Here is a 16,743-nt window from a genome sequence, read left to right on the forward strand (position 1 = left end):
GTAATTGATATGGATTTAGTAAAAACATCTCAAGCAATAAAAAATGGTCAAGTTTCACTTGGAATTGAATTAGGCTCAACACGTATCAAAGCAGTTTTAGTTACGGACGATTTTAAGACAATTGCAACAGGGAGCTTCAATTGGGAAAACCAATTGGAGGATGGTCTTTGGACTTATTCTCTTGAACAAGTTTGGACGGGGATTCAAGCTAGTTATAGACAAATGGCTGCAAATGTTCAAAGCAAATACCATGAATCATTAACAAAAATAGATTCAATTGGTATCAGTGCTATGATGCATGGTTACCTTGTCTTTTCGAAATCTGATGATTTATTAGTTCCCTTTAGAACATGGAGAAATAATAATACAGAACAATCAGCTGATGAATTAACAGAGTTGTTAAACTTCAATATTCCACAACGTTGGAGTATTGCACATCTTTATCAAGCTGTTTTAAATAATGAAGCCCATGTAAATGACATTGGTCATTTAGAAACATTAGCTAGTTATGTTCATTATATGTTATCTGGTAAAAAAGTTATCGGAATTGGGGATGCCTCTGGTATTTTCCCAATTGATGAAAAAACAGGCACATACTCAGCTGATTTATTAGATAAATTCAGTGGTATTGAAAAAGTTTCTGCTTATGATTGGGATATTAAAGACATCCTACCTACTGTTTTGAGAGCTGGTGAAAATGCTGGATCATTAACAGATACAGGAGCTAAATTACTTGATGTTAGTGGCAAACTTGAAAGTGGTAGCTTGATGGCACCACCTGAAGGTGACGCAGGTACAGGGATGGTTGGGACCAACAGTGTACGTAAGAGAACAGGTAATATCTCAGTTGGAACCTCTGCTTTTTCTATGACTGTTTTAGATCAGCCTATGAAAAAAGTGTACAAAGATATTGATATTGTAACAACACCAAGTGGTGCGCCAGTTGCAATGGTTCATGTTAATAATAGTTCGTCAGATATTAATGCATGGGCTTCAATCTTTGGCGAGTTCGCAGCAAAACTAGGTGTTCATTTAACACCAGATCAGTTGTATGAACGATTATTCTTAGAATCAACTCATGCTGATGCCGATGCAGGTGGATTAATGAATTATAGTTACTTATCAGGTGAAAATATTACACATATGCCTGAAGGTCGTCCATTATTTGTTCGAACACCTAACAGTAACTTTACATTACCTAACTTCATCAAGACGCAATTATATGCGGCATTTGCACCACTTAAGATTGGAATGGATATTTTAAGTCAAGAAGAACATATCCAAACTGATGTAATGATTGCTCAAGGTGGTATTTTAAAAACAGCTGTAATCGGACAACAAGTATTAGCTAATACGTTGAATATTCCAATTACGGTTATGAATACTGCTGGTGAGGGTGGACCTTGGGGAATGGCTGTCTTAGCAATATTTGCTAAGAAAAATAATAACGGTCAAAGCTTAGAAGACTTCTTAGATCATGAAGTTTTTGTAGACCCAGAAAGTATGACGTTAAGCCCAGAACCTGAAGGTGTAGAAGGTTACAATACATTTATAGCTAGATACGAAGCTGGCTTGTCTATTGAGTCAGAGGCAATAAAAAAAATTAAGGAAGAAAAGAGGAACTAGTATATATGTTAGAAAAGCTAAAACAAGAAGTGTACGATGCTAACATGCTGTTACCTAAGTACAACTTAATTACCTTTACATGGGGTAACGTGAGTGGAATCGATCGTGAAAAAGGGTTATTCGTCATCAAACCATCTGGTGTTGATTACGATGATTTAAAACCTGAAGATATGGTTGTTGTTGATTTAGACGGTAAGAAAATTGAGGGTGATATGAATCCCTCAAGCGATACAGAAACGCATCGCATTCTATACAATAACTTCCCTAATATTAAAGGTGTCGTTCATACTCACTCACCTTGGGCTGTTTCATTCGCACAAGCAGGCTTGGATATTCCAGCAGCCGGTACAACACATGCAGATACCTTTTATGGCTCAGTTCCAGCAAGCCGTATCATGAATGAAGCTGAAGTTGTCACAGAATATGAAAAACAAACAGGTGACGTGATTGTCGAAACGTTCAAAAAACGTGGACTCGATCCTGATCAAATTCCAGCTGTTTTGGTTAATGATCATGGTCCATTTACATGGGGTACATCTGCTTTAGATGCTGTGCATAATGCTGTTGTCTTAGAAGAAGTTGCAAAGATGACTTATCATACATTGCAATTGAATCCACATGCAATTGACATGCCACAATACTTATTGGATAAGCATTTCCTAAGAAAACATGGTAAAAATGCATATTATGGTCAAATTAAACACTAAAACACGTTTTTAAAAATAATAAACTATTAGGAGGAATTATATTATGTTAAAAGTTAGTGAAAAAGAATTTTGGTTCGTTGTCGGTAGTCAAGGTTTATACGGTCAAGATGTTTTAGACGTTGTTCAAGGTGATGCAGAAAAAATTATTGATAATTTAAATGCTAGTGGTTCACTACCATACAAAATTGTCTTTAAAGAAGTTGCAACAACTGCTGAAGTTATTACTAACATCATGAAAGAAGCTAACTTTGAAGACAAAGTTGCTGGTGTGATTACTTGGATGCATACTTTCTCACCTGCTAAAAACTGGATTCGTGGAACAAAATTATTACAAAAACCATTGCTACATTTAGCAACACAATTTGGTGAAAATATTCCTTGGTCAACAATTGATATGGATTACATGAACACAAACCAAAGTGCTCATGGAGACCGTGAATACGGCTTTATCAATGCTCGTCTTCAAAAACATAATAAAGTTGTTGTTGGTTACTGGAAAGATGAAGCAGTTCAATCACAAATTGCTGACTGGATGGATGTTGCTGTTGCTTACGGTGAAAGTTTCAACATTAAAGTTGCTCGTTTTGGCGATAACATGCGTAATGTTGCCGTTACAGATGGTGATAAAGTTGAAGCACAAATCAAATTTGGTTGGACTGTAGATTACTTTGGTATTGGTGATTTAGTTGCTGAAATGAAAGAAGTAACTGACGCTGAAATTAATGCAACATATAAAGAATGTGAAAGTATGTACGATATGGTTGTTGGCGACAACGATCCTGCCTTCTACGAAGACCATGTTAAAGAACAAATTAGAATTGAAATTGCTTTACGTAAATTTATGGAACGTGGTGGCTACAATGCATTCACATCTAACTTCGAAGATCTTTGGGGCATGAAACAATTACCAGGTATGGCTGTTCAACGTTTAAACGCTGAAGGTTATGGTTTCGCTGGTGAAGGTGACTGGAAGACTGCTGCAATCGACCGTTTGATGAAGGTTCTTGCACATAATAAAGCTACTGGATTTATGGAAGATTACACGTATGATTTACGTGCGGGTCATGAAGTAACTCTTGGTTCACATATGTTAGAAGTTGATCCTACATTAGCTTCAACAAAACCACGCGTGGAAGTACATCCATTAGGTATTGGTGACCGCGAAGATCCAGCTCGTTTGATCTTTGATGGTTCAAATGGTAAAGGTGTCGTTGTTTCAATGTCTGACTTTGGTACTGAATACAAATTATTAATTAACTCTGTTGAAGGTCAAAAACCAGAAGTTGAAGCTCCTAACTTGCCAGTAGCTCGTCAATTATGGATTCCAGAACCAAGTTTTAAAGAAGGCGTTCATTCATGGATTGAAAATGGTGGTGGTCATCATACTGTTCTTTCAATGAACGTGAAGGAACAACAAGTTGTTGATCTTGCTAAGATGTTTGATCTTGAATATGTTGAAATTAAAAAATAATTAATATTTTAAAGGATATCGCTGTTAAAGCGATATCCTTTTTTTGTGTAAGAAGAGTAATCAAATATGATTTATATCAAATAAAATCGGTGCTTACGAAAATAAAGATTCGTAAGCACCGATTTAGATTTCTAATGATAATAATTGAGAATTTTATCTGCATCTGAAAAAATAATCTCAGACTTTCGTGTTATAGATTTCCATCCACAATTTGTTCTAAAGTTGTTTTTGAAGGGATAAAGAATAAATTACCGGTTTCAGCGGTACTGAAATCTAATAATCGATCACTTTTACTTTCGAACATATTAATGAGCATTCGATTAGTTACTGCAAAATGACGTGCGTAACCAATGAAGTATGTCCCTGTAATGTCTTTCCCAGGTTCTGAGAAGGGAACGTTCATACGGACAATTTTATGCTCAATGCCATCTTTCATATCTTGTGAAGCAACGTTATGAGAATTTGGTAATTTTTCTTCGTCAGTTAATTCTAAATCAGAATCTTTCTTCCGACCAATTGCTTTTTCTTGGTCTTCAGTCTTTAAGGCATTCCAAGCGGCCATATTATGGATATACTTTTGAGCAAAAGCATAAGAACCGTTTGTAAAATCAGGATCTTCGCCCCCAATAACGGCGTAATCGAGTGCTTCATTAACATCTGGGTTTTCAGTACCATCAATGAAACCAATAACGGCGCGGCCTTCAAAATAACGGAAGCCGTGTGTTTCATCTTCTACAGTTGTGACATCCTTAATGAAAAGCATAAATTGCGCCATAACTTCATAGACAACAGCACTTTCACCAGCGCGAACATGAAAGAATAAATCGCCAGGAGTTGAAATGGCAGTGTATTTAGGCCCAACAATTTCTTTAAAATGGGTAAGTTCAACAGGTTTGATAGCATCAGGGAAAAGATAATCCCAAGCATCAGAGCCAAAACCAAAGGCAACTTTTAAGTTAGCTTTTGGATAACGAACGTTCATACTACGGATGATGGCCGGAATACGGTCAGATAGCTCTTGAACTGCTTCTAATTCAACTTTTTGATCTTTGTGATTTAAGTTTAGAATGGTGAAATTAACAGCTTCACCTAAATCTTTATAAACATCTTGTGTTAACTTTTCGTTTACTGACATAATAAATGCTCCTTAGACTTTTAATTTCCTTTAACGATTATAACCATTTTACCTGCATTATGTGGTGAATTTAATTGTTTATGGGTTTCAATAATATCGGTTAAATTAAAGTGATATTTTTTTGCTATTTTAATTTCTAATTCATCTTGCATCATTAAATCTGTTAAGAAAGTTAGCGTGTCACTATCTTTTAACTCTTTAACATTCTCAACAAGGTAGTAATCTGCGAGTGGCTTTGATGCTTGAACAGAGTCGGTTGGAACGCTAACTAACGATACCATTCTGCCGTTTGTCTTCAATGCTTTGACGCCTACCTCACTGCCAAGACCGCCAGGAGTTGCATCAACAACAATGTCAGCCATATCTTTAAAAGTTTCGGCGGGATTTTCTTTATCGTAGGCGCTATAATGATCTGCACCTAGTCGACGAACATAGGGTTCGTTGGTGCTTGAACCACTAGCGAGAACAGTTAATTCCATCAATTTAGCAAGTTGCACTAAAATCGATCCGACACTTCCAGAAGCGCCTTCAATAAAGATGGTTTCACCAGCCCTTGCTTTTGCAAAAAAGTTCAAAATATTGTATGCCGCTATACCAGGTGTTGGTAGCCCAGCAGCTTCAGCAATCGTCATATTATCAGGTCGCTTAGCAATATGTGATGTAAAGACGACAAGTTCTTCTGCGTAGCCACCGAAAGCCTTATGAACAACAACAGCATCACCGATATTAAAATGAGTAACTTCATCGCCAATTTCAGTAATAATACCCGTTACGTCACCTCCAGGTACAATTGGAAATGGTAAAGGCATAACGTCTTTCATATAACCGGCACGTAAAATTGCATCAAATGGGTTAATGCCAATCGCTTCGATTGAAACCCTAACCTGTTTTGATTTAAGCGCTACTTCTGGATTAACTTTTAATTCCTCAAATACGGTTGCGTCACCATATTGGTTAAAGCCAAATGCTTTCATAAGTATAACCTCCCTAGATTAAAATCATATTGGTACTAGTCCCAATATACCATAATTTTAAGAAAAGGTTTACAAAACGAGGGAGAATAACAAATTTTGTAACAATGTATTTTGCGCAATCTAATTGACAACGTATTTTTGAAGATGTATAATATCCATATTGGTAAATGATAGCGTTTTCATAAATAATTAAAAAGAAAGAATGTGAGTTATTTGGAAAAATATATTTTATCTATTGATGAAGGAACGACAAGTACAAGAGCAATTATATTTAATCACAAAGGTCAGAAAGTTTCTGATGCACAACGCGAATTTCCACAATATTTTCCTCAACCTGGCTGGGTTGAGCACAATGCAAATGAGATATGGAACGCAGTATTATCGACAATCGCAAATACATTTATCGATTCCGGGATTAAACCTAAGCAAATAGCAGGAGTTGGGATTACCAACCAACGTGAAACAACTGTTATCTGGGATAAGAAAACGGGATTACCCATCTACAACGCAATTGTTTGGCAATCACGTCAAACGGCAGAAATTGCGGAACAATTAAAACAAGATGGCTATGATGAATTAATTCATGAAAAGACAGGATTACTGATAGATGCCTACTTCTCAGCAACTAAAATTCGTTGGATTTTAGATCATGTTGATGGCGCCCAAGAAAGAGCCGAAAAAGGCGAATTACTTTTTGGAACTATTGATACTTGGTTAACATGGAAATTATCAGGTGACGAAACACATGTAACTGATTATTCTAATGCTAGTCGGACAATGTTATTTAACATTCATGATTTGAAGTGGGATGAAGAAATTCTAAAAATTATGAATATTCCAGCAGTTATGTTACCAGAAGTTAAATCAAATTCTGAAGTTTACGGACATACGAAAGATTATCATTTTTATGGTAGTGAAGTGCCAATTTCAGGAATGGCTGGAGATCAACAAGCTGCTTTGTTTGGTCAAATGGCATTTGAACCAGGAATGGTTAAGAATACTTATGGAACAGGTTCATTTATTGTCATGAATACAGGGACAGAACCTAAATTATCTAAAAATAATTTATTAACGACAATTGGTTATGGGATTAATGGTAAAGTTTATTACGCTTTGGAAGGTAGTATCTTCGTTGCTGGTTCAGCAATTCAATGGTTAAGAGACGGGATGCGCTTGGTGGAACATGCACCAGACACAGAACAAGCAGCTAAAGAATCGACGAATGATAATGAAGTTTATGTTGTACCTGCCTTTACAGGATTGGGAGCACCTTATTGGGATCCTGATGCACGAGGTTCAGTCTTTGGAATTACTCGTGGAACAACACGTGAAGATTTCATTAAAGCAACGTTACAATCATTGGCTTACCAAACTAGAGATGTTGTGAAAACAATGGAACTAGATACGGGAATTAAAATTCCGTTACTAAAAGTTGATGGTGGTGCAGCTAAGAATGATTATCTGATGAATTTCCAAGCAGATATTTTAAATACACCTATCGAACGTGCTCATGACCTTGAGACAACTGCTTTAGGAGCAGCCTTCTTAGCTGGATTAGCCGTTGGTTATTGGAAAGACCTAGAAGAACTCAAAGCTGAGTATACTGAAGGGGATATTTTTAAACCAACAATGCCTGTGGAAGAAAGCGAAGATCTATACGCAGGTTGGCAACAAGCGGTTGAAGCAACTCGAGTATTTAAACATAAACCAATGAAGAAAAACAATAAATAAGGGGGATACAACTATGTCATTTTCAGCAACATCAAGAAAACAAGATATCGAACGATTAAAGAATGAAGAATTGGATTTATTAACAATTGGTGGTGGTATCACCGGTGCCGGCGTTGCTATTCAAGCAAGTGCTATGGGTTTAAATAACGGATTAATTGAAATGCAAGATTTCGCTGAAGGAACATCATCGCGTTCAACAAAATTAGTTCATGGTGGTATTCGTTACTTGAAGACATTCGACGTCGGAGTTGTTTCTGATACTGTTCAAGAACGTGCAGTGGTTCAACATATTGCACCACATATTCCACGTCCACAATCAATGTTATTGCCTATTTATGATGAACCCGGCGCAACTTTTGATATGTTCTCAGTAAAAGTTGCAATGAATTTATATGATCAATTGGCAGGTGTTGTTGATCCTCAATGGGTTAACTACACAATTTCTAAAGCAGAAGTTTTACAACGCGAACCACAATTAAAATCTGATAAATTAATGGGTGGCGGTGTCTACCTTGATTTTAAGAATAATGATTCACGTTTAGTTATTGAAAATATCAAAAAAGCACATGAAGATGGCGGCTTGATGGTTAGTCGTATCAAGGCTTTAGACTTATTGCATGCTGACGGTAAAATTACTGGTGTTCATGTATTAGATTTAATTAGTGGCGAAGAATTTGATATTCATGCTAAATATGTTATTAATACAACGGGTCCATGGTCTGATTTTATCCGTAAAATGGATACTGATGAAGATTTTGTACCACAAATGCGCCCAACAAAAGGTGTTCATTTAGTTGTTGATTCTAAAAAATTAAATGTACCACAACCAACATACTTTGATTCTGGAAAACAAGATGGTCGTATGATCTTCGTTGTGCCAAGAGAAGATAAAACATATTTTGGAACAACAGATACTGATTTCCATGGTGATTTTGAACATCCTCGTGTTGAACAAGAAGATGCTGATTACTTACTTGATATTATTAACGAACGTTTCCCAACAGCTAATGTCAAAATTAGTGATATTGAATCAAGTTGGGCTGGATTACGTCCATTGATTTCATCAAACGGAAGTTCAGATTACAATGGTGGAAACTCAGGTAAAATTAGTGAGAAGAGTTTCAATGATGTTATTAACGTTATTGAACGTTTTGAAAAAGATGAAGTAACTAAAACAGATGTTGAAGATGTCTTGAATGATTTGGAAAGTACACTTTCTGAAGATAAGACAAGTGCATCACAAGTTTCACGTGGAAGTTCATTGACTATTTCAAAAGATGGCTTATTAACATTAGCTGGTGGTAAAATTACAGATTACCGTAAGATGGCTGCCGGTGCCATGGCTGCAATTACAAAATTATTGAAAGATAATTATAGTCAAGAATTCAATGCGATTGATTCTAAAAACTTACCTGTTTCAGGTGGTGATATTGATCCTAACAACGTTGAAGCAACAATTAGTTTCTTCGCAAAACAAGGAATGGACAATGGGTTGACTGAAGAAGAAGCTACAGTATTTGCTAACTTATTTGGTTCAAATGCAGCACGTGTATTTAGTCAAATGACTCACGTTAAAGCAGCAGAAGGACTTTCTTTAGGTGAAACAGCTAGTCTTCACTATTCAATGGAAGAAGAAATGACGTTAACACCAACTGATTACTTAATGCGTCGTACTAACCATATTCTTTTCCATCGCGATACATTAGATGCTGTTAAAGTTGGCGTAATTAACGAAATGGCAAGTTACTATAGCTGGACTAAAGAAGAAAAAGCAAAACAAACTGCAGATTTAGATGCAACAATTGCAGAATCAGATATGAATTACTTAAAATAACCATCAAAAATAGGGGTGAGTGTGATGACAACAAGTCTTATGACGCAACTTTTGGGTGAATTTTTAGGCACAATGATTTTAGTATTATTAGGTAATGGGGTTGTTGCTGGTGTTTCGTTACGTAAGTCAAAAGCTGAAGGTGCTGGTTGGATTGCAATCACATTAGGTTGGGGAATTGCCGTAACCTTGGGTGTCTATGCGTCAGCCTTTATGGGACCAGGACATTTGAATCCAGCTGTAACTTTGGCAATGGCAATTGTTGGTAAGATTGCTTGGTCTTCTGTATTACCATATATGGTTGTCCAGGTTGCTGGTGGTATCGTTGGTGCTTTTCTGGTATGGGTTCAATACATGCCACATTGGAAAGAGACGAAAGATTCTGATGCAATATTTGGATCATTCGCAACTGCTCCTGCAATAAAAAGTAATCTATATAACTTTTTAAGTGAATTAATTGGGACATTTGTCTTAATCTTTAGTTTGCTAGCATTCACAAAAGGTAACTTTACAGATGGTTTAACACCAGTCGTTGTTGGTATCTTAATTGTTGGTATTGGTCTTTCACTTGGTGGGACAACTGGTTATGCAATTAATCCGGCCCGTGATTTAGGTCCTCGTATTGCACATGCTATTTTACCAATTGCGAACAAAGGTGGATCAGATTGGTCATATAGTTGGGTACCAATTTTCGGACCATTTGCTGGCGCAGTGATTGCCGCAGGGTTATTCTTAGCTGTAGCATAGGTTAAATGTCTGAAATAATTTATTATTAAGTTAAACCTCTATTATTGAATTTTAATTCAATAATAGAGGTTTTTTATAGTAAATTTTAAAGGGTATTTTTATTGTATATTGATAAATTATGCGATATAATAATTTTTCAATCGTATTTATACGAATAGATTAAGCATAATAAAGGATGTGTAACAGTGACTGTATCTTACTTAAGACTGGCAACGCCAGAAGACTTACCAGCAATTACAGGAATTATTGAGGAAGCAAAAGCTTACCTTAAAGAACAGGGAATTGACCAATGGCAAGGTGCTTACCCGGCGGCGAACCATTTAGAACAAGATATTAAAGATCAATTGACTTATGTCTTAATGGTTGGAGATGAAATCGCAGGAACTGCTGCACTTTGGCTAGGAATAGATCCTATGTATCTTAACATTGAAGATGGCGAATGGATTAATGGCCCACAAGCACGTTATTCGGCTATTCATCGAGTTGCTGTTTCTTCAAAATTTAGAGGTCAACGTTTATCAGAAAAAATGATTTCAGGCTTATTAACAATTGCGAGATCATTGGGTTACAAAGATGTTCGCGTTGATACACATCCTGAAAATAAAGGGATGCAACATGTCATTACCTCAAATGGATTTGATTATAAAGGTATCATTCATATGGAAGATGGCGTTAACTCAGCACGATATGCTTACCAAATTATTTTAAAATAAAACGTTTAAGACAGCGAATGATATCGCTGTCTTTTTTTGTGAAAAAAGTAACAATTTGAATTTTGATAAGGTATACTAGTATCAATATGAAGGAGGGATTTTTTTGATTTCAACAGCAACGACTTTAGCGGGTTCAAATTTTGATAATTGTATGATGAATGCATCGGGTGTTTATTGTATGGATAGCGACGAATTACTTGCCGTCGAAAGTTCTAAGGCGGCAACTTTTGTAACGAAGAGTGGCACGCTTCAACCACGTAAGGGTAATCCAGAACCTCGTTATTTTGAAACAGAATTCGGTAGTATTAATTCAATGGGCTTACCAAATAATGGCGTTGATTACTATTTAGATTTTGTCTCTCAAAATCAGATAAACCATCCTGGTAAAACATACTTTTTATCAATTACGGGTTTTAATCTAGCGGAAGATCTCGAGTTACTTCAAAAAGTAACAGATTCAGATTTTGCAGGAATTGTTGAATTAAATTTATCTTGTCCTAATGTACCAGGAAAGCCCCAAACGGGTTATGACTTTGAAACAGTTGATGCGATATTAAAAGCTGTTTTTAATAGTTATCACAAACCGTTAGGAGTTAAATTACCACCGTACTTTGATATTATTCATTTTGATCAAATGGCTGCTATTTTAAATAAATATCCATTGTCTTATGTCAATAGTATCAATAGTATTGGGAATGGACTATATATTAATGATGATACAGAAACGGTCGTTATTAAACCCAAGCAAGGTTTTGGTGGTATTGGCGGCGAATATGTTAAGCCGACTGCTTTAGCTAATGTACATGCGTTCTATCAACGATTAAATAAGAATATTCAAGTAATCGGAACTGGTGGCATTCAAACTGGTAAAGATGTTTTTGAACATATTCTATGTGGAGCAAGTATGGTGCAAGTTGGAACAGCGTTGATGGTTGAAGGACCCGCTGTTTTTGAACGACTAACAACTGAGCTAGAAGAAATTATGGCAGAAAAAGGGTACCAAAGTATTGAAGATTTTAGAGGAAAATTGAATTATTTATAGGGATGAGATAGGGAAAATTATACCAACTTTATACGAAGGTATATGGGCAAACAGCTGAAATTAGTCATGGACTAATGGACTATAGACGTAACGATATTTAGCTTTAAATGGAATGAGATAATTTACCTAATTAAATGGTGAATTATCTCATTTTTAATTAATAGAATAGTGTTAGTAGTAGTTAATATTTATAGATAAAAAAATATTAGTAGTTATGTGTGCAAACGCTTGCACAATGCTTTATTCAGTGCTATTATTTAGACAAGATAAGTTGGGTGCAACATAAAAGGGGAGTTTAATATGACAGATTACATTACAAGCGATTTAGAAAAAGATATTACCGTTATTAATGCTTTTGATTTAGAAAAAGATGCAGAAAAGATTATTCCAAAGGGTGGATTTGGTTATATCTCTAGTGGAGCTGGAGATTTGTATACTTTAGAAGAAAATATAAAGGCATTTAATCATAAACTAATTAGACCTAGAGTGTTACAAGAAATTGATCATCCCGATACAAAAACAACTATTTTCGGAGATGAAATCACATCGCCTATTATTATGGCACCAGTTGCTGCACATGCATTAGCTCATGTTAAAGGTGAAATTGATAGCGCTAAGGGTGTTTCAGATTATGGTTCAATCTACACAGCAAGTTCATTTGCAACGAAATCATTTAAAGAAATATCAAGTCAAGCTAATGGTCAACCACAATGGTTCCAATTCTATATGAGTAAAGACGATGGTATTAATCGTAATATTATGGATGAAGCAAAAGCTAATGGGGTTAAAGCAATTGTTTTAACTGCTGATGCAACTGTTGGTGGTAATCGTGAAACAGATAAACGTAATGGATTCACTTTCCCACTAGCAATGCCAATTGTTCAAGCTTATCAAAGTGGTGTTGGTCAAACAATGGATGCTGTTTATGGTTCAGCAAAGCAACGCTTAAGTCCAAAAGATGTTGAATTCTTAGCAGAATATTCAGGTTTACCTGTCTTTGTTAAAGGAATCCAAGGTGGAGAAGATGCAAGTGTTGCAATTAATTCAGGTGCTGGTGGCGTCTGGGTTTCAAATCATGGTGGTCGTCAAATTGATGGCGGAATCGCTGCATTTGATGCACTTCAAGAAGTAGCAGAAACTGTTGATAAGCGTGTGCCTGTTGTCTTTGATAGTGGTGTAAGACGTGGAGCTCATGTTTATAAAGCCTTAGCAAGTGGTGCAGACTTAGTTGCAATCGGTCGCCCAGTTGTTTATGGCTTGGCACTTGGTGGTCATAAAGGTGTTCAAAATGTCTTTAATTACTTCCAACATGAATTAGAATTAACAATGCAATTAACTGGAACGCATAATATTGATGAAGTTAAACGTACTAAATTAATCGATAATCCTTACGGAAATTAAAAAAATATAAAAGTTAGTTAGCACTTAAAAACTGTTAGATTGGTTGTTAAAACCTTTTTAACAGTTTTTTTATTTTTGAAAATAGTCAAAACACGAACTTTAAATGTTAATAAATCTACAAAAGTGCGTATTTTGTATTGATTTTTTATTTAATTCGCGTAATATACTGTACATAATATAAAAAATCACAACATAGGGAGATTATATTGCATGAATAATACAGAGGGAAAATCAGGTATTTTTGATCGGTTATTTCATATTAATGAGTCAGGTTCAACGGTTAAACGTGAATCAATGGCTGGATTAACAACTTTCGTATCTATGGCTTATATATTATTCGTTAATCCTCAAGTTTTGGGCGCTGCGGGTATGGACAAAGGAGCTGTGTTTACAGCAACAGCAATATCTGCCGCGTTCGGTTGTTTCTTGATGGCATTCTTAGCTAATTATCCTATCGCAATTGCTCCAGGATTAGGTGACAATGCATTCTTTACTTATTCAGTTGTTATTGGAATGGGTATTCCATGGCAAACGGCAATGGCCGGTGTTGTGGTTGCCTCAATTATCTTTATGCTTATTACGTTCTTTAAAATTCGTGAAATTGTGATAGATGCAATTCCACATGACTTAAAATTAGCAATGGCCGCAGGTATTGGGTTGTTTATCGCTTTTGTTGGATTACAAGAAGGTGGACTTATCATTGGAAACCAATCAACATTGGTCGCGATTGGTTCACTAACGGTGCCAACTACATGGCTGACAATTTTTGGACTCGTTGTGATTGTTATCTTAATGGCTAAAAAAATTCCTGGCTCAATCTTTATTGGAATGGTTGCGACAACTATTTTAGGGTTAGTTATGGGACTTATCAAATTACCAACACATATTATTTCTTCTGTTCCAAGTTTGGCACCAACATTTGGAGTAGGGGTTGAAAATTTACATAAAATTAACTCACTTCAACTTTGGTCTGTTGTTTTAATATTCTTGATGGTAGCCTTTTTCGATACGGCGGGAACTTTAATCGGGTTAGCTACTCAAGCAGGATTTATGAAAAATAATAAAATGCCACGAGTTGGTCGCGCGTTATTATCTGATTCTGCTTCAATGTTAGCCGGATCTGTTCTGGGAACAACACCAACTGCTGCTTATGTTGAATCATCAGCTGGAATTGCAGTTGGGGGAAGAACTGGACTGACATCATTAGTTGTCGGGTTTATGTTCGTTCTAAGTTTATTCTTTTCACCACTTCTGACAGTTGTGACATCACAAGTGACGGCGCCCGTTTTAATCGTTGTTGGTATTTTAATGGCACAATCATTAAAGGGTATTGATTGGGGTCGATTTGAAGTAGCAGTACCAGCATTTTTAATGGTTGTCGGAATGCCTTTAACTTACAACATCTCGTATGGTATTGCCTTTGGTTTCGTATTATACCCAATTACAATGATGGCAGCAGGTCGTAGAAAAGAAATCGGGCCTGTAATGTATATCTTGTTCTTTGTATTCCTATTCTTACTTTACGTATTAAATATTCTTCAATAACATATAAAATTGATGGGTGGATAACTAAATGACACAGACGTTAGCACAGTTAAAAGACTATATTTCTGCAGGTGCAGCAAAAATTCCTGCAGATTTAGTAATCGAAAATGGCAAGTTAGTTAATGTTATGACAAGTGAGATTTATCAAGCAAATGTAGCTATCTATAAAGAGAAAATTGTTGCGATAGGTAATATTGAAGCTTATATCGGCAATGATACGGAACATATAGATGCAACTGGAAAGTATATAACGCCAGGATTAATTGACGGACATATTCACGTTGAATGTAGCAAAATGAGTATGACAAGTTTTGCTAATGCTGTTGTACCTTTTGGAACAACGAGTATTATTTCTGGTTTAGATGAAACAATATCAGTTGCCGGACTAGAAGGTGTTCAAGAAGTTTTTAAAGAGGTAGAAAAATTACCGCTTAATTTATTTTGGGGTGCACCATATAAGACACCATATACAATTCCAAAATCAACAATTGCTTTTAACATCGATTCAGATGTTCAAGAAACAATTCAAAAATGGACAGAATGTTACGGTATCTGGGAAACGGTTAGAGAAGCTGTTGAAACACAAGATGAAGATACGTTAAAAACGTTGGTTCACGCACAAAATAATCACCAACCCATTTTCGGTTGTGCACCAATGGCAACCGGATTGAAATTGAATGAGTATTTAGCAAGTGGTGTTCGCTTAGATCATGAAAGTTATAGTCATGAGGAGCTTGTTGAAAAAGCACGGAATGGGATGAATATTTTAATCAGGGAATCATCCGTTACACATTTCTTGGCAGAAAATATTCGAGCAGTTACTGAAGTTAATCCAGCAATTGCACGACATGTTAGTTTCTGTACAGATGATGTAACTGCATCTGATATTTTACAAAAAGGACATCTTGATAACCTTGTTAAATTAGCTATTCAAGCAGGTGTAGAACCAATTACAGCAATTCAAATGGCAACAATAAATAGTGCTGAAGCTTATCGAATTGATGATCAAGTTGGGTCTGTATCGCCAGGAAGACTTGCTGACATATTGATTGTTGATCAGCCAAGTTCATTTAATGTAGAAATGGTTATTAGTCGGGGCAAAGTTGTTGCCAAAAATAAAAAAATAAGTGAAATGTTGATTGCACCAATCAGAAGTAATTTATTTAAAGGCCAGTTGAAGCATGAGTTAACCTCTGAAAAAGATTTTGAATATAAAGTTAATGAAAAAGTAGGAATGGCAACTGTCCAAACAATTAATAGTCAGGGTGCTTTTGTTCGAAAAAGAAAAGATGTTGAATTAACGATAGAAAATAATATCGTACAACCTAGTCCAGAAAAAGATGTCGCTTTAGTTTCTGTATTAGAACGATTTGGTAAAAATGGAAATCAGGCACTTGGATTTACATCTGGATGGGGCTTGAAAAAAGGGGCAATGGCATCATCTTCTGCACCTGATGATAATAATATTGTCGTTATGGGTGTCAATGCAAATGATATGTCGATTGCTACAAATGAATTAATTAAAGCAGGCGGTGGTCAAATTGTTGTTATTGATGGAAAAATTATTTCATTTTTAGCATTACCTGTGGGTGGTATCATGAGCGACTTATTACCAAGTGAAATTGAAACTGGCGAAATTGCGCTAAGAAAAGGGTCAAATTTAATGGGTAGTGATTTACCTGATCCAATATTTTATATGTCATTTTTACCAATTACGGCAATTCCAGATTTGGCAATTACTGATTTAGGCATGGTAGATTGTGTCGCTTTAGAAATAGTTGATCCAATTATTAAGATATCATCTCTTAAAGGATAAGGAG

General features: G+C 35.9%; 13 protein-coding genes. 11 read left to right on the forward strand and 2 right to left on the reverse strand.

Features of this window, described 5'->3' with window-relative positions:
- Window positions 1-9 precede the first annotated feature (9 nt).
- The 3 genes from AC1RPW_RS00820 to araA are packed head-to-tail and all read left to right on the forward strand — an operon-like array spanning window position 10 to window position 3,804.
- Window positions 10-1,626: a xylulokinase gene (locus tag AC1RPW_RS00820; RefSeq protein ID WP_481761008.1), complete on the forward strand. Its 1,617-nt coding sequence runs from the start codon at window positions 10-12 to the stop codon at window positions 1,624-1,626.
- Between the two features lie 5 nt (window positions 1,627-1,631).
- Window positions 1,632-2,333: an L-ribulose-5-phosphate 4-epimerase gene (locus AC1RPW_RS00825; RefSeq protein ID WP_409021771.1), complete on the forward strand. Its 702-nt coding sequence runs from the start codon at window positions 1,632-1,634 to the stop codon at window positions 2,331-2,333.
- Between the two features lie 43 nt (window positions 2,334-2,376).
- On the forward strand, window positions 2,377-3,804 hold the full coding sequence (araA, locus tag AC1RPW_RS00830; RefSeq protein WP_481761007.1) for an L-arabinose isomerase: 1,428 nt from the start codon (window positions 2,377-2,379) through the stop codon (window positions 3,802-3,804).
- A 190-nt stretch (window positions 3,805-3,994) separates the two neighbouring features.
- On the opposite strand, the gene AC1RPW_RS00835 is transcribed toward araA, so the two are convergent.
- A complete protein-coding gene (locus AC1RPW_RS00835) occupies window positions 3,995-4,939 on the reverse strand; it encodes a Dyp-type peroxidase (protein ID WP_481761006.1) in 945 nt (314 codons plus the stop codon).
- A gap of 20 nt (window positions 4,940-4,959) precedes the next feature.
- A complete protein-coding gene (locus AC1RPW_RS00840; RefSeq protein WP_481761005.1) occupies window positions 4,960-5,913 on the reverse strand; it encodes an NADP-dependent oxidoreductase in 954 nt (317 codons plus the stop codon).
- Window positions 5,914-6,126: 213 nt separating this feature from the next.
- Between AC1RPW_RS00840 and glpK the strand changes: the two genes are divergently transcribed.
- The 8 genes from glpK (at window position 6,127) to AC1RPW_RS00880 (ending at window position 16,739) form a co-directional block, all read left to right on the forward strand.
- Window positions 6,127-7,644, forward strand: a complete 1,518-nt coding sequence (gene glpK / locus AC1RPW_RS00845; protein WP_481761004.1) for a glycerol kinase GlpK — start codon at window positions 6,127-6,129, stop codon at window positions 7,642-7,644.
- Window positions 7,645-7,657: 13 nt separating this feature from the next.
- Window positions 7,658-9,478, forward strand: a complete 1,821-nt coding sequence (gene glpO, locus AC1RPW_RS00850) for a type 1 glycerol-3-phosphate oxidase (RefSeq protein ID WP_481761003.1) — start codon at window positions 7,658-7,660, stop codon at window positions 9,476-9,478.
- Between the two features lie 24 nt (window positions 9,479-9,502).
- The gene (locus AC1RPW_RS00855; RefSeq protein ID WP_409022824.1) at window positions 9,503-10,222 is read left to right on the forward strand and encodes an MIP/aquaporin family protein; all 720 of its coding nucleotides are present in this window, start codon (window positions 9,503-9,505) and stop codon (window positions 10,220-10,222) included.
- Between the two features lie 185 nt (window positions 10,223-10,407).
- Complete coding sequence (locus tag AC1RPW_RS00860) at window positions 10,408-10,935, forward strand: GNAT family N-acetyltransferase (RefSeq protein ID WP_409021765.1); 528 nt, start codon at window positions 10,408-10,410, stop codon at window positions 10,933-10,935.
- Between the two features lie 103 nt (window positions 10,936-11,038).
- On the forward strand, window positions 11,039-11,977 hold the full coding sequence (locus AC1RPW_RS00865; RefSeq protein WP_481761002.1) for a dihydroorotate oxidase: 939 nt from the start codon (window positions 11,039-11,041) through the stop codon (window positions 11,975-11,977).
- 300 nt (window positions 11,978-12,277) lie between these two features.
- The gene (locus AC1RPW_RS00870) at window positions 12,278-13,378 is read left to right on the forward strand and encodes a lactate oxidase (protein WP_481761001.1); all 1,101 of its coding nucleotides are present in this window, start codon (window positions 12,278-12,280) and stop codon (window positions 13,376-13,378) included.
- A 210-nt stretch (window positions 13,379-13,588) separates the two neighbouring features.
- Window positions 13,589-14,923 (forward strand): NCS2 family permease, encoded by a 1,335-nt coding sequence (locus tag AC1RPW_RS00875; RefSeq protein WP_481761000.1) that lies wholly within the window; start codon window positions 13,589-13,591, stop codon window positions 14,921-14,923.
- A gap of 28 nt (window positions 14,924-14,951) precedes the next feature.
- Window positions 14,952-16,739: an adenine deaminase C-terminal domain-containing protein gene (locus tag AC1RPW_RS00880; RefSeq protein ID WP_481760999.1), complete on the forward strand. Its 1,788-nt coding sequence runs from the start codon at window positions 14,952-14,954 to the stop codon at window positions 16,737-16,739.
- Window positions 16,740-16,743: the final 4 nt, after the last annotated feature.

The organism is Dellaglioa sp. CoH-55-MRSF-8, from assembly GCF_056782195.1.

What these genes read in the sequence shown, in the direction of transcription:
- glpO (WP_481761003.1), top strand. Translation starts at nt 7,658, where the DNA reads ATGTCATTTTCAGCAACATCAAGAAAACAAGATATCGAACGATTAAAG.
- AC1RPW_RS00835 (WP_481761006.1), bottom strand. Translation starts at nt 4,939, where the DNA reads ATGTCAGTAAACGAAAAGTTAACACAAGATGTTTATAAAGATTTAGGT.
- AC1RPW_RS00825 (WP_409021771.1), top strand. Translation starts at nt 1,632, where the DNA reads ATGTTAGAAAAGCTAAAACAAGAAGTGTACGATGCTAACATGCTGTTA.
- AC1RPW_RS00880 (WP_481760999.1), top strand. Translation starts at nt 14,952, where the DNA reads ATGACACAGACGTTAGCACAGTTAAAAGACTATATTTCTGCAGGTGCA.
- AC1RPW_RS00870 (WP_481761001.1), top strand. Translation starts at nt 12,278, where the DNA reads ATGACAGATTACATTACAAGCGATTTAGAAAAAGATATTACCGTTATT.
- AC1RPW_RS00820 (WP_481761008.1), top strand. Translation starts at nt 10, where the DNA reads ATGGATTTAGTAAAAACATCTCAAGCAATAAAAAATGGTCAAGTTTCA.
- AC1RPW_RS00855 (WP_409022824.1), top strand. Translation starts at nt 9,503, where the DNA reads ATGACAACAAGTCTTATGACGCAACTTTTGGGTGAATTTTTAGGCACA.
- AC1RPW_RS00875 (WP_481761000.1), top strand. Translation starts at nt 13,589, where the DNA reads ATGAATAATACAGAGGGAAAATCAGGTATTTTTGATCGGTTATTTCAT.
- araA (WP_481761007.1), top strand. Translation starts at nt 2,377, where the DNA reads ATGTTAAAAGTTAGTGAAAAAGAATTTTGGTTCGTTGTCGGTAGTCAA.
- AC1RPW_RS00840 (WP_481761005.1), bottom strand. Translation starts at nt 5,913, where the DNA reads ATGAAAGCATTTGGCTTTAACCAATATGGTGACGCAACCGTATTTGAG.